The 19,647-nt window shown below is 36.6% G+C and carries 21 protein-coding genes and 1 other RNA gene; 7 read left to right on the forward strand and 15 right to left on the reverse strand.

Going from position 1 to position 19,647, the window contains the following annotated elements; translation table 11 throughout:
* Positions 1–7: 7 nt before the first annotated feature.
* Complete coding sequence (locus FC36_RS02060; RefSeq protein ID WP_023860303.1) at positions 8–661, reverse strand: site-specific integrase; 654 nt, start codon at positions 659–661, stop codon at positions 8–10.
* Positions 662–763: 102 nt separating this feature from the next.
* Between FC36_RS02060 and FC36_RS11515 the strand changes: the two genes are divergently transcribed.
* Positions 764–1,132 carry an alpha/beta hydrolase-fold protein gene (locus tag FC36_RS11515; protein WP_051527940.1) on the forward strand — a complete coding sequence of 123 codons (369 nt, stop codon included), beginning with the start codon at positions 764–766 and terminating at the stop codon, positions 1,130–1,132.
* Between the two features lie 134 nt (positions 1,133–1,266).
* Here FC36_RS11515 and FC36_RS11810 read toward each other — a convergent pair whose 3' ends face one another.
* The 4 genes from FC36_RS11810 to FC36_RS11820 all read right to left on the reverse strand — a co-directional run bounded on the left by FC36_RS11810 (position 1,267) and on the right by FC36_RS11820 (position 3,453).
* On the reverse strand, positions 1,267–1,914 hold the full coding sequence (locus FC36_RS11810; protein ID WP_025020500.1) for a hypothetical protein: 648 nt from the start codon (positions 1,912–1,914) through the stop codon (positions 1,267–1,269).
* A 516-nt stretch (positions 1,915–2,430) separates the two neighbouring features.
* Positions 2,431–2,598: a hypothetical protein gene (locus tag FC36_RS11815; RefSeq protein ID WP_155889559.1), complete on the reverse strand. Its 168-nt coding sequence runs from the start codon at positions 2,596–2,598 to the stop codon at positions 2,431–2,433.
* On the reverse strand, positions 2,570–3,247 hold the full coding sequence (locus tag FC36_RS02080; RefSeq protein ID WP_056986681.1) for an ATP-grasp domain-containing protein: 678 nt from the start codon (positions 3,245–3,247) through the stop codon (positions 2,570–2,572). Before FC36_RS02080 ends, FC36_RS11815 begins: the two co-directional genes overlap by 29 nt.
* 41 nt (positions 3,248–3,288) lie before the next feature.
* Positions 3,289–3,453 carry a hypothetical protein gene (locus FC36_RS11820; RefSeq protein WP_155889560.1) on the reverse strand — a complete coding sequence of 55 codons (165 nt, stop codon included), beginning with the start codon at positions 3,451–3,453 and terminating at the stop codon, positions 3,289–3,291.
* A gap of 217 nt (positions 3,454–3,670) precedes the next feature.
* Between FC36_RS11820 and FC36_RS02085 the strand changes: the two genes are divergently transcribed.
* Positions 3,671–4,045 (forward strand): hypothetical protein, encoded by a 375-nt coding sequence (locus FC36_RS02085; protein ID WP_023858839.1) that lies wholly within the window; start codon positions 3,671–3,673, stop codon positions 4,043–4,045.
* Positions 4,046–4,077: 32 nt separating this feature from the next.
* On the opposite strand, the gene FC36_RS02090 is transcribed toward FC36_RS02085, so the two are convergent.
* On the reverse strand, positions 4,078–5,250 hold the full coding sequence (locus tag FC36_RS02090) for a GGDEF domain-containing protein (protein ID WP_025020502.1): 1,173 nt from the start codon (positions 5,248–5,250) through the stop codon (positions 4,078–4,080).
* A gap of 178 nt (positions 5,251–5,428) precedes the next feature.
* Between FC36_RS02090 and FC36_RS02095 the strand changes: the two genes are divergently transcribed.
* Positions 5,429–6,283, forward strand: a complete 855-nt coding sequence (locus tag FC36_RS02095) for a patatin-like phospholipase family protein (RefSeq protein WP_025020503.1) — start codon at positions 5,429–5,431, stop codon at positions 6,281–6,283.
* 57 nt (positions 6,284–6,340) lie between these two features.
* Here the strand turns inward: FC36_RS02095 and FC36_RS02100 are convergent, their stop codons facing one another.
* Positions 6,341–6,862 (reverse strand): TetR/AcrR family transcriptional regulator, encoded by a 522-nt coding sequence (locus FC36_RS02100; protein WP_025020504.1) that lies wholly within the window; start codon positions 6,860–6,862, stop codon positions 6,341–6,343.
* Positions 6,863–7,151: 289 nt separating this feature from the next.
* Between FC36_RS02100 and FC36_RS02105 the strand changes: the two genes are divergently transcribed.
* Complete coding sequence (locus FC36_RS02105) at positions 7,152–7,340, forward strand: hypothetical protein (RefSeq protein ID WP_056986682.1); 189 nt, start codon at positions 7,152–7,154, stop codon at positions 7,338–7,340.
* 125 nt (positions 7,341–7,465) lie between these two features.
* Here FC36_RS02105 and FC36_RS02110 read toward each other — a convergent pair whose 3' ends face one another.
* From FC36_RS02110 to FC36_RS02140, 8 genes are all read right to left on the reverse strand, one after another.
* A complete protein-coding gene (locus FC36_RS02110; RefSeq protein WP_162149486.1) occupies positions 7,466–8,374 on the reverse strand; it encodes a sensor domain-containing diguanylate cyclase in 909 nt (302 codons plus the stop codon).
* A 748-nt stretch (positions 8,375–9,122) separates the two neighbouring features.
* Positions 9,123–10,340, reverse strand: coding sequence for an ABC transporter permease (locus tag FC36_RS02115; protein WP_025020507.1), 1,218 nt, complete (start codon positions 10,338–10,340; stop codon positions 9,123–9,125).
* Positions 10,337–11,230 carry an ABC transporter ATP-binding protein gene (locus tag FC36_RS02120; protein WP_025020508.1) on the reverse strand — a complete coding sequence of 298 codons (894 nt, stop codon included), beginning with the start codon at positions 11,228–11,230 and terminating at the stop codon, positions 10,337–10,339. The genes FC36_RS02115 and FC36_RS02120 overlap by 4 nt, the downstream gene beginning before the upstream one ends.
* Before the next feature lie 262 nt (positions 11,231–11,492).
* A complete protein-coding gene (locus FC36_RS02125; RefSeq protein WP_025020509.1) occupies positions 11,493–12,476 on the reverse strand; it encodes a DHH family phosphoesterase in 984 nt (327 codons plus the stop codon).
* A gap of 176 nt (positions 12,477–12,652) precedes the next feature.
* Positions 12,653–13,792 (reverse strand): THUMP domain-containing class I SAM-dependent RNA methyltransferase, encoded by a 1,140-nt coding sequence (locus FC36_RS02130; protein WP_025020510.1) that lies wholly within the window; start codon positions 13,790–13,792, stop codon positions 12,653–12,655.
* A 94-nt stretch (positions 13,793–13,886) separates the two neighbouring features.
* An RNA gene (gene rnpB / locus FC36_RS11520) (RNase P RNA component class B) lies at positions 13,887–14,256 on the reverse strand.
* A gap of 17 nt (positions 14,257–14,273) precedes the next feature.
* On the reverse strand, positions 14,274–14,615 hold the full coding sequence (gene gpsB, locus FC36_RS02135) for a cell division regulator GpsB (RefSeq protein WP_025020511.1): 342 nt from the start codon (positions 14,613–14,615) through the stop codon (positions 14,274–14,276).
* A 95-nt stretch (positions 14,616–14,710) separates the two neighbouring features.
* On the reverse strand, positions 14,711–15,265 hold the full coding sequence (locus FC36_RS02140) for an SLOG family protein (protein WP_025020512.1): 555 nt from the start codon (positions 15,263–15,265) through the stop codon (positions 14,711–14,713).
* A gap of 120 nt (positions 15,266–15,385) precedes the next feature.
* Here FC36_RS02140 and recU point away from each other — a divergent pair, with 120 nt between their 5' ends.
* From recU to FC36_RS02155, 3 genes are all read left to right on the forward strand, one after another.
* The gene (gene recU, locus FC36_RS02145; RefSeq protein WP_025020513.1) at positions 15,386–16,009 is read left to right on the forward strand and encodes a Holliday junction resolvase RecU; all 624 of its coding nucleotides are present in this window, start codon (positions 15,386–15,388) and stop codon (positions 16,007–16,009) included.
* A 63-nt stretch (positions 16,010–16,072) separates the two neighbouring features.
* Positions 16,073–18,358, forward strand: a complete 2,286-nt coding sequence (locus FC36_RS02150) for a transglycosylase domain-containing protein (protein WP_025020514.1) — start codon at positions 16,073–16,075, stop codon at positions 18,356–18,358.
* Between the two features lie 78 nt (positions 18,359–18,436).
* Complete coding sequence (locus FC36_RS02155; RefSeq protein ID WP_025020515.1) at positions 18,437–19,570, forward strand: DUF998 domain-containing protein; 1,134 nt, start codon at positions 18,437–18,439, stop codon at positions 19,568–19,570.
* Positions 19,571–19,647: the final 77 nt, after the last annotated feature.

A 19,647-nucleotide genomic window follows, 5' to 3' on the forward strand; every position in this document is an offset into this window, starting at 1 on the left:
ACCTTTTTTAGAGATTGAAATTAAAGTTTTCCACGACTTTATCCAAATCTTCTTGTTCGATCCCCAAATAGTGACGGGTAACTCTTTGGGAAGAATGGTTAAATAATTGAGAAATAATCTCAACATCCGTCCCATTTTGATATAGTTGTCGTCCAAAAGTTTTGCGAAATGAGTGGGTACCAATTTTAGCCGCCAACTGTTCATTACCTGTTTTCCGCGCAATTCGCACCACCATTTGATAAAAACCATGGACTGAATAATGCCCGTTTTGATTGCCTGGAAAGAGAAAATCATTTTCATCTTGATAGTCATAGCTTTGTAAGTAATCTTGAATTTCAGTCTGGCAATTATTCCAGAAAAGTTGTTTAGTTTTGCCAGTTTTTTGTTCAATAATTTTGACCCGCGTTTTATTCAAGACATGCCCAACCCGTAATGTTACGACGTCAGAGGCACGTAAACCATTATTTAAAGCAATCGCTGTAAGCAAAACATTTCTTTTGACCAAATGTGGTCGTGAATATTGTCGCATTGCTGCGATTAATTCTTGATATTCTGCCTTGGTCAAATATTTAACGTTTTCGACCCAAATTTTCTTATGGCCTTTGACTTGACCATTTTGTTTATTCTTTGGGATATACCGATTTTCTTTTGTCTTTACCATTTTGACTCCTCTCATTCATGTTCACTTCATTGTAGCATGCTTGCTTTAGAATGTGAAATTAGTTATTCTACAAGAAATACCACTTTCGTGAGGTGAAAATTCATGGCTGATAACTACTTATATTTAGAACAACATTGGCTCGAGGTACCTTATTATCAAAGTAAACGTCGAGTTCGGGTCTTGTTGCCAGCTAATTACTACGAACATCCCGACAAAAACTATCCCGTACTATATATGCACGACGGACAAAATGTTTTCTATAGTAAGGAAGCTTTTGCGGGGTATTCTTGGAAAATTATTCCACTCATCAAACAGCCTCCCAACTTACCACAAGTCATTGTAGTCGGGATTGACAATGCCGAAGCCAACCGTCTCGATGAATACACACCTTGGCCTATCAATGACCACCATTTTAAAAATCTCGGTGGCCATGGCTTTGCCTACAGTGATTGGGTTGTTAATACGGTTTAACCCTTTATTGACCAAACCTATCGCACTCGCTCTAATTGTCAAAATACCCTTTTAGCTGGTTTTTTTTTAGGGGCTTGATTACCGCTTTTATGGGGTCAGATTATCCAGATATTTTTGGAAATTTAGGGGTCTTTTCAAGTGCGGCTTGGCTCTGTCAGGATGCTTTTAATGACTTTGTGATTAAACATCCCTTGCGTCTTTAATTTCCTAAATATTAGGTTCCGCACATAATCTAGTAAACAACCGGCTAATAGCCACAAAATTGCCAATCCTAAAACCGCTAAAACCAGCCACCATGGCTTCATAATACTTAACCGTGTATAAGCTCCCGTGATGATGGTGTAGACGAAAGGGTTGGTTTGTAAAAGATAGGCGCCAAAGGACAAAGGACTAAGACTTAATAAACTTTTTTGTAACCATAAACTTTTAATTGGAAAGCGAAGTAGCCAAATAAAGAGGCACACTGCTTCTAAAACCAATAAAGGATTAGTATAAGCAATTACCACTCCTAAAAACAATTTATCATCCCCGTGTAAGAAACGGACCTTCACCCAACTTAAACTATCACTAATCAATAAATTAGCTAGACTAGCCAAAAAGTAAATGCCTAGATATACCACGTTTTTTAGGTGGGGATAACCATGTAATTTAAGATATGCCCCTACAAGATACATCATCAAAAGCCATAAAATAGAGTAGCCTCCCGCTAACCCATAGCGATCACTACCTGGAATAGAACCTAAGACACTAAATAAAAAGAGGCCAGCCAAAATAATTTTCAAAAAGCTAGCTTTTGGGATAATTGTTTGAGTCCTGGTTTTAATAAGGGTGCTAAAAAACAAACTCCTAAATAAGCATTAAAATACCAGTGTTGCTGAAAGACGGTCGGAAAAAGTGCCTTAACTATTTCCATTAAGCCTAAATCACGCTGACTTATAATCATCCCCCACAAACATAACCAAGAGTAAAAGAGCACTTGCAACCATAGTTCTATAATACGTCGGCGCTTAAAACAACTATTAATGCCTAAATACCCCGAAAGCAAGGCAAATAGATTGACCGCTACAACACCTAAGAAATACAAACAGGCGACTAGCTGAGTATTTAACTGTGTGAACGCCTGGGCCTCCAAAATACCTCCATTTAACAAAATACCTCGACAAAATTCTTATTATATCAAGGCCATATATTCTTTCCTGAACTGGCACTTGCTTAATAACATTTTCTTTCAAACTGACAACACCTTTTAAATAATTTTTGTAAGAAAAAACTGCGACAATACTAGCGCAGCCATTTTCCTATTTTAATTCATCCACATAACGGCTAATTTCGGCAATGGTTTCTTGGGCTTCAGTATTAAAAATTAAGCCGATATTTCCCATAACATCGGAAAAAGCATCTGGGATGTGCTGAATTTCTTTAAGATACTGACCATATTTAGTCTGGATCTTCCAAACTATGCGCATACTCATGCCCATTGAAACGTGAGAAATAAGTACTGTAGTAATTATTTTTAATTTCTTGGGTAAAATGATTTTGTGTTACTATCTGCGCATAAGCTTCAAACAAATTAATTTCATGACCGTAGTTCATTAAATCAATGGACGAACCTCCTGCCGGCCGACAGTTAACTTCCAAATCATATAGGGTCCCATCCGCTAAGCGGAAAAACTCAATATGGAAAAATCTTTCCTTAATTTCAAACGCCTTCACAGCCTTTAAACCATACTTTCTCACGTCAGGCGCCACTTTACGATCTTCGTAGAAGTACATTTCATGGTGTCCTTCTAGCGTTTCTAAAGCCGGTTCGCTGTAAGACATCGAAGAATAGAAGACGACTTTTCCATCTTGATCGGTTAAACCATCAAAAGTGACAATGTTACCATAAATGAAACTTTCCATAAAGTAAGCAGTACCGTGATGACGATTAGCAATGAAGTTATCTAAACTCTCTTTATCAACAATCTTGTGAGTATCACTAGCTCCTACTCCATTATCTGGTTTGGCAATTAAAGGAAAACCTAATTTGACGAAGGCCGCTTGAATTTCTGCATCAGTTTGGACTCGATAACCGTCAACCACAGGAATTTGGTGAGCTTTAAAGAAAAGCTTCATAGTTATTAGAATTAACTGTATAAAATTGAAGTTTACCACGATCAATAAAATCGACAAGCCGCAATCATGTTATTGTCAGCAAATTCATTTGCCATTCCATCAGAGGTCGGAAAAACCAAAACTGGTTTGCCCGTATGACCATAAACATTGTAATGTATTTCGCGACCTAAATTAAAACTATAATGCACATGACTTGCAAACTTCATCCTAAAGCCTCTTTTCCTATCTTAATTTTAATCTCATTAAACGTTTAAAAAATATCGGATGCAATCAAATATTTATATTTTTTTTAGAAAAGCTATTTATATTTACCCGTCAAGATGGTTATAATAAGAGAGGATATTTATTAGGGGAAAATATGAATAAAGAAAACTATTTCTTTTAAACTCCCAATGATTTTTATTTTGAAAGGATTTTTATTTGATGGAATTATTTGGAAATATTTGGGTTGCACCTGATGTTGAAAAACAAACAGATGAAATTAATAACTACAACTTTAACGCTACAGCTACAATCGAAGGCCTCCCTTTCCCTACAAAATACACTATGGATGCTTTGGTTTCTTTAGCCGGTTTGGATACCAATACTAGTCATGTTTTAGAAGTACGGATTGATAATGAAGTTGTTTACACGGAAGAATTACCTGTTGACATGCTAAGAAGTGACGCTTCCAAGAAGGGAAACCTTAACATGACCGTGACTCTCAAGAACTTTGATCTTAAGAAATCAGGTATACATACTTTCTCTCTTTGGATGGATAAGCAACGTCTTGATGATTTCAAATTGTGGTTTGTATAATACAAAAAGCATTTCCGGGTGGAAATGCTTTTTTAGAACCCTGGTACGTATTCACGAGGCTTTTGTCGGCCTACTTTTTTAGCAATCTTAACCCGATATAAGTCAGTATCAGCAGTTTCAAACAGAGTACGGTATTTCATACCTTTCTCACGATGAGCTAAGCCAATTGATAAATTTAAATCAAAAGGGAAATCTTCTTTTTGACTTAATTGATCGATATTGTGATTAATCTTGTTCTTAAAAACTTTAGCATCATTTTGATTTTTAAAAACCGCCGCAACCACAAATTCATCCCCTGCATAGCGGGCAATGGTTAATTTTTCAACCTCTTGCGGTACTGATAATTTTAAGGCATTCGCTACTGTCATCAAAGCCGCATCCCCAGAAATATGTCCATAGGTATCATTAATATTTTTAAAGTCATCAATATCAACAATATAAAGATAAGATTCATAAAATGTACTATCAGTAAAAAAATCTTCAATTTCGCGTTCAAAGTGTGCACGATTATTTAATTTTGTCAAAGTATCCTCTGAAATTAGCTTATTAAAAGCATCAATTGAAATTGCTACCACCCCAATTGTTACACTAGGTGCGAGGACTGCATAAATATTATCAAAAATCGATAATAATAACCCTAGCAAAACAGGAATGGGATAATAAAGGTAGCCTCTAAAATTTGTTCGATACAAGTAGGTCCGATATATGTAGATGTTCTTTATGATAAAGAACATCCCATAAAAAAGGTAAGCTGCCGGTGCAATAACTAGCAATAGAAAGAAGTTTTCATTAATTAAAAAACCATTACTATCAATTCTAAAAAACCATTGTGTTTGATAGTTTAAAAATAAGAGAAAAGCCTCAATTGACATCATGCTCATAAAAATCCACAGACTATCAAAACTCGTATTTCCCATGACTGTTGTAAAATAACGATTCCAATAATAAGAAGCTAAAATTCCCACAATAAAGGTCAGCGAATTTGTAAAATAAGACCACTCTACAATATTACCCAAGGGCCATAGACCACGTGTACATAGGCGGGCGACACTACTTACTAGGTAAATATTGCCTACCCAAATAGCCATCACTGTAAAGTCATCAACATAGCTTTGCCGATTATTAAAACGATAATTAGCAACTAAAATTAAAATTATCAAATAACAAAAAATATTTGATACCATATAAGACATCGATAATGCCATAATCCGCCTCCCCTCAAAATAATACCAAAACTTTCTTCCTTTTATATTTTAGTCCTATTTGTCTTTACATACAAGCTATTTTCTCCGGCCTCCATTTTTTTATCATTCATAAAATTAAACTTATTGTTACTTAAGTAGAAAAGCCGGAGTATAATATACAGCAGAGAGGAGAATTTTTATGTATTATAATGCTGCACTAGTACTTGAAGGCGGTGGCATGCGTGGCAATTACACTGCCGGTGTTTTAGATGCGTTCATTGCTAATGATATTCAATTTAAGTGTGTTATCGGAGTTTCAGCCGGAGCTTTGGCTGGCGTTAATTTTGTTTCCAAGCAATTCCGTCGAACCTTTGAAATCAACCGTCGTTATAGCAAGGATAAGGACTATATTTCTTTTAGTCGTCTCTTAAGAAAAGAAAATTTCTTTAATTTAGAGTTTCTTTTTGCAGATCATGGTTTTGAATGGCATAATTTCGATGAACGGGCGTATTTACGTTCAGAAACTAATTTTATTCCTGTTGCCACTCGACTTAATGATGGCAAAATGGTTTATTTCGAAAAGCCTATAGGTCAAGAACTAGAAGATGCTCTCTGTGCGTCAGCTACCTTACCATTCATTGCCAAGCCCTACCAAACTTCTCAAGGTCTCTGCATGGATGGTGGCTTCTCTGATTCAATTCCCTATGACTTAGCTCAAAAACTAGGCTTCAATAAAATTGTCGTCGTACGCACCCAAGAACGTTCTTACCGCAAAAAGCCCACTTCTCGTGTTATGAAGGAGCTTTACCTGCACGAATTCAAGGAATACCCTGACTTTGCGAAAGCAGCTATTACACGACCTCAAGTTTATAATCGTTCTCTAAATATCTTAGATGGTCTTGAAGAGTTAGGAGAGGTTTATTGCATTGCTCCTCAAGAAGAAGTCAAAGTGGGACGCTTAGAAAGAAATCCCGAAAGAATAAGTGAACTCTACCATGTTGGTTTTGATGATGCGATAAAGGCCCAAAGTGAAATGTTAACCTACTTACGTTAACATTTAAAAAGTCCCACCAAATTACGAAATTTATTTGGTGAGACTTTTTAATTTTCATTAAAATAAATATTTGTGTAGAAAATGGTCATAGTTAGTTAGGCTTTCTTGAATTTGTTCTAAATCACTTGGAAGGTTACCACTTCTAAGTAAAGCTAAAATTCCTGCTATATTTTCTACAAATAAATCAATCCCCAAAAGGAAATCAGCTTCTACGAAATGCTCCAATAAAATTTGTCGTAAAGTTAGTGTAAATTTACTTTTGTATCCAGGAATTGCCAATAAAATTTGATATTTTTGTTCTAAAGGTAGGACAAGTTCTAGAAGACTTTTTCCTTTTTGGTAACTAGTCAACTTGAGGCGAAGACTGTCACGATACTCTTGCAAAGATTTAGTCACAATTTTTTCGCTAAAAGTGTTTAAATCTTTATAGTGTAAATAGAAGGTTCCTTTACCCACAACCGCATGATCAACTAATTCCTTAAGTGAAATTTTTTCTAATGTTTTTTCAGAAAGTAATTCTAAAAAAGCATTTTCAAGTGCCATTTGCGTTTTGAGAACACGTAAATCTGTTTTAACCATGTCCCATCACCCCATTTCCTTTGTCATTTTATTAGGCGAAAGCCCCGTTAGATATCCCTATATATAAGCGAATTTACAATGTGTACCTAAACTTTTATTTTAGTAAGGCATTAACATGTGACAGATGAGCAACTTCCGATATGGCTAAGGTTTCCCCGTCCATTATTATACGCTATATCATATTAAAATTACTAACCTTTCTTGTTTTTTGCTTAAGATTTTTTAAATTATTGCTAAAATTGTTTTTGAAAATGAAAAATGTCAACTCAGTTTACGAGGAGGAAATCTAGTGTTAATTAAAGATAACTGTACTAAAAGTATAGCGGATGAAAATATAGCTTCGACTTCAAAAGAAATTGCACGTGTTATGGCAACCAATGTTTCTTCTTCACTACATATTGTTGATGATTTATATGATTCATCGATAGAAGTAGTTGTCGCTAAAACTTCAAAAATAAAGAAAAAACAAAATAATTAGGTTTAGATGGAAAAACCTTAATTTTGCCGATAGTTAAAATGGTACACTAAGAACCGCTAGAAATAAACGTTTTTACAGCGAAATTTCTAGCGGTTCTTACTTTCTTAAAATATTCCTAATTTCAGTTAACTATCCATCACAATGTTGCCTGCATTATTTTTCGCATTAAACAAAGTTTTATCAGTTTTAATAAATAACTCATGGACTGTTTGCTTCGCATCAACCTCTGCAACTCCAATGCTAACTGTTACTCGTGTTTCTTCTGCGATTCTCATCCGAATAAGTTCGGCTAGCTTTTTCGTCTGGTCATAACTAATTCCTTCGAATAAAATGAAAAACTCGTCACCACTATAACGAAATGGCTCAGCTTTATTGTCGATACTATCTCGAATAATGTCGGTAACTTGCTTTAGCATGCGATCACCACCGAGCCGACCAAAATGATTATTATATATTTCAAACATATCGATGTCAATTAACATCGCTGTAGTGTAAGTTCCTACCCCACTAGGACCATCTACCAAAGATGACAAAGTCTTACGGTTATAGAAACCTGTAATATAATCTGTATTACTTGACTGAATTAAAATTAAGTGGTCCTCAATTATTTTAGCCATTTTTAGCATCATTTCTCTAACTTCTGGCTTAAAGACTTTTTCACGATCATCTAGAAGACAAAGTGTCCCATATAATTCCCCATCAGGATTATGAATCGGGCATCCAAGATAAGTAATGAGTCCCTTCTTAGCCCCGATAGAGTGTTTCCAAATGTCATCTTTATCTGCATTCGTAATTTCAAAAAAGTCATCCTCTGAAATAACTCGTTCACAATAGATTTGGCAATCTTTCAACACACCAAGACCACTAACATTGTAATACTCAAGACCGGCTTCATTTACAATCATATTTTCAAGTTCACCATTATATAGGCGGTTAATTAGCGCAACTTTCACATCTAGCAAACTTGCTAATAATTCTACAATTGATTGCCATTGTTCTTGAACCTCATCATTAATTGGAAGGAGTTGATTCATGTTTTTCGGTATGCTTTTCACATTCATCATATGCTTCCCCCGTTGTTATATTTTAGATAAATCACATATTATTCGGCCTTCATTATCTCATTTATTTTTTGAATGTGCAAGTCAATCTTTAAGGTAGATAGTCAAAACTTTTTGTGGGTAATTCACTTTTATTGGTGATATGACGGCATTTGTAAGTTTTTGTATTTTTTCCCAACGTTAACTATTGCCCTGTTCAATCTAGAATTTGACGTTAAAACCCTAGTTTGAGGGTTTTCGTAGTACTTATCATTCTTCGTGTGTTTCTTTAGCTTTTGCTTACGGATTTCGAAAATATCTATTTTGTTGTATACAACATCCGGACCTCAGCTAATGTATTGACTCCTTCGACGCTCCACGCTATAGGGCGTGAACTGAATTTTTCTGATAAATAGAGATTTATGTGCCCTTCAATAGAATCTCATATAGCTTTATTGTATCCCTCGAGATAATGATTTTTTGTAAATTTAGTTAAAAAAATTTATCCATAGAACTTTTGTCAGTCTTTAAAGTATTACATGGAGTTTTGCAAAATATCGTCCTAGACTTTTTCACCTAATTGCTTTTTTTATTTTAATTTAAGTTAAAGTAACTTTTACTTGATAAGTATTAAAACAAAAACCCTAAAAATTCCGTTCTAAAAACATTGACTTCTTAAGGTTTTTAATATTGTTATTCTTGTATTTCTAAAAAACTAGTTATTTCCCAGCCTCATCTTCCCTTACTTGATGGTTAAAGCCTTCTTGAAACTTCGCCACAAGCTAATGTCGTCATTTTGTAAAATTAAACCAAAATAAATTTTCGCAATGTAATTAGCAAGTAAGAAGATTGTCATAAGTAATAAACTCAATGATATTAGTACCTGCCCTCCACCTACACTGCCATCAATCAAACGTAATGGCATAAAAAAAGAAGATAAGAAAGGAACATAGGACAATACTCGTACGATAATATTTTCTGGATAAGCAGCCAGCGCCATCACTCCAAAAAAGCCTCCCATAATCAGATACATCAATGGTTGCACAGCCTTATTCGAATCTTCAACACGTACAACCAAGGCACCACAAAAAGCAGATAATATTGTATACAGTACCACTCCTAAAACTACATAGAGGAGACTAACTGATAATAAATTTTGAATAACATCAGTAATTAGACTTTGATTAGTCTTTAACCAGTTAAACTTTTCGCCAAGCTTTGGCAAAAAACTATACAAAATTCCGCCACCCAGTAAATAAATTGAAACCTGAGTAAAAATCACCCCGAAAAGTCCCAAAATTTTGCCATAAAAATAAGTTTTGGCTGGAATACTGGAAAAAATAACTTCCATAATTTTGGTCCCTTTTTCAGCCGCAATCTCTTGGGCAGTGGTTGCACTATAATTTAGCAAGATAAAGTACATTAAAATAATTAAAATCATTACTGATAATAATTTAACTGTTTCTTTATTATTATACTCAGAGTCTATTTTTTCATTAAAAACAGGGACTTGCTGTAACTGTTTTTGTTCTTCTACAGTTAAACCAACTCGAGCATAATTAAGCGCTAACTGCCTTTGATTTAACACCGTAGTTAACTTTTGCTTAAGTTCTGTATCTAGTGTCTTTACACCCTGATAAGTTGCCACTAAGCGTTGATCCGCTTGATTATCGATTACCACGTAGCCAGCAATTTTTTGTGCAGTAAGGGCTTGATCTGCCTTAGCAACTTTTGTATAAGCCAGAGTTAATTGTTTATCTTTCTTTAAACTTTGCCTCAACTCTCTATCATTAGTAATCACCGCAATTCTTTGATTTGTAGCCTCTTGATGACCGATAAAATAGCCAATTCCTAAGGAAATTCCAAAAAAGATAAAGGGACTCAATAATAGCAAAACAAAGGCCCAAGATTTAACTTGACGTACATAAGTTTCTCGGGCCACAATCATTAATTTTTTCACATTTCCACCCCAGCTTTCAACTTAAAAATTTCATCAAGTGTCGGAGGTTGCTGATCAAAGGTACGGATGGGACCTTGTGCAGCCAAAATTTGAAAAATGTTTTGCCCCTGGCTCGGGTCACTTAATTCTAAACGATAAGCCCCACTTTTTTCTAAATTTACCTCTGCCACTCCGGGTAATTTGGCTAACTCTGCAGCAGTTAGACTGGCACGTACAAAAAGACGACTAAGTCCAAAGCTCTCTCTAACTGACTGAATCGGTCCATCTAATACCACCTGTCCCTGATTAATCATAACTACATCATCACAAAGTTCTTCGACATTATTCATAGAGTGATCAGAAAAAATAATCGTTGCCCCACGTGCTTGTTCCGATAAAATTACTTGTTTTAGAATTTCCGTATTGACCGGATCTAAACCACTAAATGGTTCATCTAAAATAATAAAATCCGGTTGATGCAATAAGGTTGCAATTAGTTGAATCTTTTGCTGATTCCCCTTAGAAAGGCTCTTGATTTTATCATCAATTTTACCCACTACTTGAAGACGTTCCATCCAAAGTGGGAGTTGCTTTTGAACCTGAGATGTAGAAATTCCTTTAAGGTTAGCTAAATAACGAACCTGATCAAAAACAGTTAATTTAGGCATCAAGCTCCGTTCTTCAGGTAAATAGCCAATTTTTTCATAGCTTTCTTTACTAATTTTTTCTCCATTTAAACGAATCTGACCTTGGTAATCCAAAAAGTTTAAGGCACAGTGGAACGTCGTAGTCTTTCCAGAACCATTTTTACCAATCAAACCCATGATACTCCCGCTTGCAACTTGAAAAGTTACCTCTTTTAAAACTTGTTGTTTACCAAAATATTTATTTAAGTTTTTCACTTCCAACATGGGTAATCATCCCCCCTTCACTTTAAGTTTAGTTGAACTAAAGAACTACTGTCAACGTAAAAAATACTTCCGTTTAACTTAAAAGTATTTGTACTTAATCAACAATAACATATGATTTAATATTTCCCAGATAGCTACTTCTCTTGGTCAGCTCGATTAATTCCATCAATTAGATTATCAATAAAAATTTTTGACCTAAAAAGGCGAGCTTTCCCGTGATGATAAACCATCGCGACAAAAGCCCGCACGATAAAAACAAAAACTATTTAACCGTCTTTAGCCTGGTAATCAATTCCATTAGCTTCGCTTCTTCACCTGCTTTAAAACGAACCCCTGAAGCATATGGATGCCCACCACCTGCATATTCTTGAGCTAAGACGTTAATCACCGTGCTTTGAGAACGGAGACGTAATCGCCAACCTAAATCCTCATTTTGAACACACATAACCCATTTTTCTACACCTTCAACACTCCCCAAAAGGTTTACAAAATTGGCAATCACACTCGCTGACCAACCCTTGGCTTTGAGTTGTGCTTGATTAATTATTATCCAAGCTGTATCACCTTCAACTCGGAGATGTTCGTAAATATACCCTTTCATCCGACTTTCTTCTAAACTAGCTACTGATAATTGGTGGTTGATGTTCACCAAAATCTGAGCCTCAAACCCTGTCATCATTTGAGCTAAAACAGCCATGGTGGTATGGGAAAAAGCATAAGCCAAACGTCCAGTGTCCCCCATAATTCCCTTGTAAAGTAAGGTAATAACTTCCGAACTCACTTGGTCACCTTGTACCTGGAACAAATCTGCAATAATTTCCGAGGAACTGGAAGCGCTAGTCACGATTAATTCTTCCGTTTCAGCCGGATACCCGGCATCCGTCGTCTTAGGATGGTGGTCAAGTTTGATAATCCGATTAGCTTGGATAAACATCTCGTCGGCTGACATACTATCAGCTAGATTACCACGGTCCATCCGCGCCACATTGGCAGTATCAACCACAATAAGCAAACTATCCGTAAAATCTTGTGGGGTCAAGGTATCCATTTCACCAAAGTCTGCTAACTCATCAGGACGCAAACCGCCCACCTTTAAATTTAAATTTCTGGCTTGTGTCCTTTCACGAATAATTTGCGCTAAACCTAATTGAGCACCTAAAGCATCAAAGTCAGGACGTTCGTGTCGCAATATCACTATTTTCTCAGCACTCAAAATTTCTTGGCATAACTGCATTTTTAATTCCATGATTATTTCTCACCTTCAAATTTTTCTTCTGCTTTAGTATAGCATTTTTTGTATTTAAGATAAAAATTAATTTTTAAAGCGAAAATTTTTATCAACCATTCATCAGTTTTCAGTCTAAACTTTCTAAATTTCCCAAAAGAAAAAGGCACTCTCTTGTGTAAAGAGCACCTTCTAGGCTAATTACGGATTCGCTTGCCCCAGTATTGAAAATAGTCTGTTCGTAAGGAGCCATTGTATAATTTTCGTTTCTTACTAGCTTTTTTCCCGTAATATTTTTCAAACTCAAGATCAGAGGTCAAAATATATTCACTCCAGCTTTCATGCGGTAAGAAAACTTGTCCCATCTGCTTATAAAGTTGGCGTACAGATTCCTGATCACTTAATCTTTCCCCATATGGTGGGTTGGCTACTACAACTCCATTAATTTTATCCGTCTTAAAGTCTTTTACTGCTTGCTGCTTAAATGTGATACTATCTTCTAAATTCGCCGCCCGAGCATTTTCCTTAGCAATTTCAATCATCGAGCCATCAATATCGTAACCTGTAATATCTAATTCAACGTCAAAATTAGCTTGCGCCTTGGCCTCATTTTTAATTTGCTTAACTAAAGTAGGAGTTACAAAGCTCCAATTTTCAAACGCAAAGGAACGCATCAAACCAGGGGCAATATTGTACCCAATCATAGCTGCTTCAATTGGTAAGGTTCCCGAACCACATACAGGATCTACAAAAGGCTTTTCAGGGTACCAATGGGCTAGCAAAATTAAAGCTGCAGCCATATTTTCTTTCATCGGCGCGCCCCCCTTGGCAACCCGGTAACCCCGTTTAAAAAGCGAAGATCCAGTCGTATCTAAGGTTAACATAACCTTATCTTTATTGATCGCCACTTCAATAGGATAAAGTGCTCCCGTTTCAGGTAAACGGGTTCGGCGATGGTATGCTTCACTTAATTGGTTAACAATTGCTTTTTTAGTAATAGCTTGTACAGAAGGAACATTGTGTAGAGCTGATTTCTGTGATTTACCGGAAACAGGGAAAGCTGCATCCATTGGTAGTAATTCATCCCAGGCTACAGCTTTAGTTCCTTGAAATAATTCTTCAAAAGTTCGTGCTTCGAATTCAGCCAACACAATCTTTACGCGATCAGCAGTCCGTAACCAAAGATTGGTTTTTATGATGTCAGTTACATCTCCTTCAAAGCGCACCCGACTATTTTCTACTTGAACCTTTTCATAACCTAAGTGGCGTAATTCATTTCCAACAATAGCTTCAATCCCAGCTGCAGCAGTAGCAATTAATTTAAATTTTTTGGTCATAAAATTTTCCTTCCATAAATAAAATAGCATAAATTTTCATTTGTTCATTAAAAAAGGTCGAGACAAGTCCCGACCCTTTACCTGCTTTGTAAATCTCTATAAGCCAAGTTCCGTACGTCAACTAGCCCAGGTCGGCTAATCAACGTGGTAATCATCTATCTCCAAGTATTTCTACTTGCCCCCAAGGTTTGTTCATTTCCGCCTTGAAGCGCCCCTACCAAAGTTTGGGTTACCTGCTCGCAGGGTTTACCGCGTTCCACCTGCTTTGTTTCCAAAGCAGCTTCGTCACTGTGGCACTTTTCAGGACTACTCAAGCTTAGCTAAGCCTTAGCTCTTTTATCCGCCGTCACCAAAATGGTGCCCCACCTTATTTTTTCAGTGAGTACGATCACTACAGACATCGCAGTCTGTGCAAGCCTGGACTTTCCTCAGCATATAAAAATATGCCGCGATTACCCGAAATTTACAAAATTATTTACTTTTAAAAGCGATTACTCTGACTTTCGTCGTTAAGCTGTGTGCCACCAAAAACGTGACGCTCTAAGTTGGACAAACGTTTTAGGATATCCATGTTTGTCGAAGCAGAAGCAGAGCGACTTATTTGATTAGTCCCACCAACTTCTAATTGCTTGGTTAATTCATCAACCTTAGCCACCAATCGTTCATTTTCAGATTGGAGCCGTTGAAATTCCTTAGTATAGTATTCATAGTCTTGAATAATAATATCTAAAAATTCATCGACATCAGCCGGATCGTAACCACGAACCTTATTTCTAAAATTTTTGTTAATGATGTCTTTAGGTGTAAGATTAACATTTTCCACCGGAATGCACCTCATTTCCTACTTAGGAACTTAACTCATAACAATAAAATTATAGCAAATTTAAGTGTTTTTGACTAGTATTTTTTTAATATTTTTTAGTAATCATTTTCTCTTTGTACTTTTTCTTGATAAAGTTCAGCCTCATTTTGTAACTGATCCATATCGATTAAGCTTAAATTTAAATCTTCTCGTTCTTTGAGAACCTGATAATCATATTTACTCTTGCCCTCAAATTCGGGATCATAAACTAAGAGCGCTCCATGACAATGGGACAACATGAAATTTTGATAGTTACGCAACTGTTGCGGACTTCGGTAAGGATTTTTACTAACCTCGCCAAAAAAATCGACTTGACTTTTAAGCTGAACTAACTTACTTTGGTTAACTTCTTGCCACTGCTGACCAAAATTGCTAAAAGCTACCAAAGCCCCAATTTTTAATTGGGGATATTCCGATTTGAGTTCCAAACAGACTTCAATTCCCCATTGTTCAACTCCCAACTGTAAGCCTGTCAAAACCCACTCTAACCCCCGATCCAATAAGTTGATTAACTCTTTACGTAGTGCCTGCTTAATCACCGTTACTTTAGGATCATTATCTTTAAAAACACCTAATTCATAACTTCGATAGCCACTTAGCCAGATATTCACGGTTATCCCCCCTCTCTTACTTTAATACCTACCTTATATTTTAGACGTTTTTTTAAATTAAACAAGACGCTTTTATATTTGCCAACATTTGGTATAATGGAGTTATCAGGGGGGATTTTTATGGTTATTCATTACCCAAATGGAAAAACTTTTCGTCCACAAAACATGCCCACACAAAAAATTAAAGCATCGCCTAGTAAAGTAAACTACGGTAATCGTGGGATGACCCTTGAAGAAGAAATTAACGATAGTAATCAGTATTACCGTGCTACACAAAAAGCCGTTATTCATAAGAAACCAATTCCGTTACAGATTGTCAAAGTTGACTATCCTAAAAGAAGTGCTGCGGTCATCAAAGAAGCTTACTTCAAGCGTCCTTCGACAACGGACTATAATGGCGTTTACCGGGGATACTACTTAGATTTTGAAGCTAAGGAAACACGAAATTTAGCTTCCTTTCCTCTAAGTAATTTTCATCCCCATCAAATCGAGCATATGCGTGCTTGCCAAAAGCAAGGTGGCATTTGTTTTACTATTGTGCGTTTTTCAAAAAGTCAGGAGGTTTTTCTAATGCCAGCTGACCTGCTCTTTACTTATTGGGATCAACAGACTACCGGACGAAAGTCAATTCCCAAAAACGAAATTGCCCAGGTCGGTTGGAAAATTGATTATCGTATTAAACCACGTCTCCCATACCTCGATTATGTTGACCAACTAATTGAAGTTTCAAAGAGACATCTTTAATAAGGAGGAGAAAGCTAGCGAAATAAGGGTAATTTGCCTTTGAATTCGTTTAGCAGATTATTTATGAGTGAGCAAGAACCAAAATACTCGCGCACTTCACGACGACAAGCCCAGGAAAACGTGCGTCGCAGTCGTCGCAAACCAAGTAAAGGTGGCGAACTTTGGAAAAAAATTATCGCTATCGTTTTCGCTTTATTTGTTCTAGGTTTCGTTATTTTAGGAACGGTATTTTTTGTCTATGCTAAGTCCGCACCAACCTTAAATGTTGATAAATTAAATAGTTCAAGTGAAACTACAATTTACGATTCCCAAGGTAATAAAATTATTTCTTTAGGAGCTGAAAAAAGGCAAACCATTTCTGCTAATCAAATGCCCTCAGAGCTTAAGGATGCGGTAACTTCGATTGAAGATAAACGTTTCTATAAGCATAATGGGGTTGACCCTTACCGAATTGTAGCTGCTACCTTGGCTAACATTACCCACGCCTCAGCAGGTCTCCAAGGGGGGTCTACTCTTGATCAACAATTAATTAAGTTATCCTACTTTTCAACCAAGCGTTCTGACCAAACCTTAAAACGTAAGGCCCAAGAAGCTTGGTTAGCCCTACAACTTGATCGCCAATACAGTAAAGACGAAATCTTAAATTTCTATGTCAATAAGGTTTATATGGGGAACGGAATTTACGGGATGGAAACTGCTGCCAAGTATTATTATGGTAAATCCCTAAAAAAACTTAATTTAGCCCAAACAGCTCTAATTGCTGGAATTCCTAACGCCCCTTCATCTTACAACCCTTATGCCAGCATCGAGTACGCTACTAGCCGTCGCAATGATGTCTTGTTAGCCATGTACAATAATGAAGAAATTAGCAAGTCTGAATATCAAGCTGCTAAAGCGCAAAGTGTTAAAGAAGGCTTGATTCCTCAAGCTGAACAAGAAGATACCCATAGAAGTAAGCGTGCCATCTGGGCCGATGCTTATTTAAAACAAGTTATCAAAGATGCTAGCGATAAAGGATATGATCCTTACTCTGGTAACTTACAAATTTACACTAACGTTGACATGGATGCCCAGGAAAAATTATATGAATTAGCTAATTCGGAATTAATTGGTTATCCTGACGATAATTTACAAGTTGCTGCCACGGTAGTTAACCCCAACAACGGTAAAATCGTAGCCATGATTGGGGGACGAAATAATTCCGATACAACTTATGGTCTAAACCGAGCGGTACAAACGAACCGTTCTACAGCTTCAACAGCTAAGCCATTAGTAGATTATGGCCCTGCTATTCAATACCTAAGTTGGGCCACATATCACAAATTGAGTGATACGGCCTACAATTATCCCGGTACAAGTGTGGCGGTTAATGACTTTGACCATGCCTATAAAGGGGATATGTCCATGCAACAAGCTTTAATTGAGTCACGTAATATTCCTGCCGTCAAAACCTTAGAAAAGGTTGGAATTGATAAATCGACTCAATTCCTGTCTAAGTTAGGTTTTAATATAAAAAATCTACACTACTCGAATGCTATTGGTCTTGATGCTTCAAGTTTACAAAACGCCGCTGCCTATGCCGCTTTCGCCAATGGTGGGACCTATTACCAACCAACTTATATCAATAAGATTGTTACAGCAAACGGTGACGTTAAGGAATACGCTAGTGAAGGGGTACGTGCTATGGACCGTTCCACGTCCTTCATGATTACCGCCATGTTAAAGAAAGTTATCACTTCAAGTAACGGAACAGGTAATTTAGCATCTATCTCTGGCCTTTACCAAGCTGGGAAGACTGGAACTAACGGTTACCCTTCAGACTCCAAGGTTTATGTTCCAAGCAATTCCATCATGGACGGGTGGTTTAATGGTTATACTAAGAATTACTCCATTTCTGTTTGGACTGGTTACGATCAACCTTACAAGCACTTTATGTCTGATTCCGTAGCTCGTAGCATACCACTTTACCTTTACCGTGATATGATGACTTATCTTTCCCGCGGAGTTACCAATTCCGATTGGACACGACCAAGCAATGTCTATCCAAAACGAATTGATGGGGATACTTACTACTATCTTGCTGGCTCTGAAGATCCTGACATTATTTCAAGTAAAATCAAGAGTGTTTCTTCTGTGCTTTCTTCGATTTCAGCTTCATCTAAGTCCTCTCAATCGAGTGAATCAAGCTCATCAGAAGAAAGTTCTAGCGAAAGTAGCTCTACTACTGAACCTAGTTCCTCAGCAGAATCTTCTGCTAGTGAGTCTTCTCAAACTAGCACGTCAACTTCACAACCAAGTAGTGCTTCACCTCAACCAAGTGCACCTGCGGATGTACCTGCAAATAATTGAAAAACAACTTAAAAGTTGATTGTTTAGATACAGTCGACTTTTTTACTGTACAACTAACCCAAGGAGAATAGATAGTTTATGAAAAACGACACTCAATATTTACAAGCAGCGCTTAAAGCCGCGGGATTTACTGGTCAAGATATTTTAGAACTTACAGTCAACCAAGGTAGTATTACTATAAAAAGGAAAGAATTAAACCAACAAGTTGATTTAACGTTAACCCTTTGGCTAACCTTCACCACTAGTGTTCTCTTCACGATATTACTTTGGAAACAGCCATATTCGCAAATTTCTCTTACAGGTCCTAATTCTATCGCGAGTTACCTACTAATTCTCGGAACCATTAGTGGCTTAATTGCTTTTACGTATGAGTTCTGCCAAAACGTAGCATTTAAAACTCAAAAAAAGATTATTTTTTGGCGTAACTTCCCGAGTATTATTCTTAGTTTCACCGCAATTTTAGCAACTTCAATTGTAGGCTTTTTTGAAATCATTAAGCTCCTCTTTAGCGGAGCATCTTTTGATAAAATTACTACCCTAGTCATCTTCATGAGCCTTAACTTAGCTCTTAATTATCTCATGGCGGTGATTGGCTACCGTTTAACAATTCCTTTTTTACGCAGCCTCTTCACTGTCGTAATTATTGGGGGAGTTGTCTTAGCTATGGCTACCAACCAAAACTTGCATTGGTGGCAATATAATCTTAGCTACCTTGGTACTAACCAATCAAACTCTTGGTGGCAATTTAACCTAACCTTAATCTTAGCAGCAGGAATTTTTTTAGCGCTAATTGATTTTATCTTCGTCTTTTTGCCTAAAACTCAACAACTCATTTATTTACGCATAATTTTATCATTAATCGCCTTGAATTTAGCAGGTATTGGGCTTTTTCCCAATAATCCCCACCTCCACTTTTGGCACGTACAAGTAGCCAACTTCTTAGTTATTATGATAATCATCTTGATTGTACTCATTAAGTGGCTCCTACCCAACATAAGTTCGCGTTTTTTACATCTTTCTATTCTTAGTGGCGTTGGCTTAATCGGTTTAGAAATTTTATTTCAATTTATTGGTTATCTCTCTCTAACAGTTTTTGAAATTTCAGCTTTTTCCTTAGCTTTCGCCTGGTTAGTACTTCTCTTTGATCACCTTTTTATCCTCGCTAACCGAGGAACTATTAGTTATGAACTCACACTTAAGCAACTTCAGTAATTCTAATTGAACAAACTCAGCAGTCAACTACCCCCGAACAAGTTCGGGGGCTTGTAACTCACGACACTTGCGTGTCA

The sequence above is a fragment of the Ligilactobacillus equi DSM 15833 = JCM 10991 genome (genome assembly GCF_001435735.1).
Classification (GTDB): Bacteria; Bacillota; Bacilli; order Lactobacillales; family Lactobacillaceae; genus Ligilactobacillus; species Ligilactobacillus equi.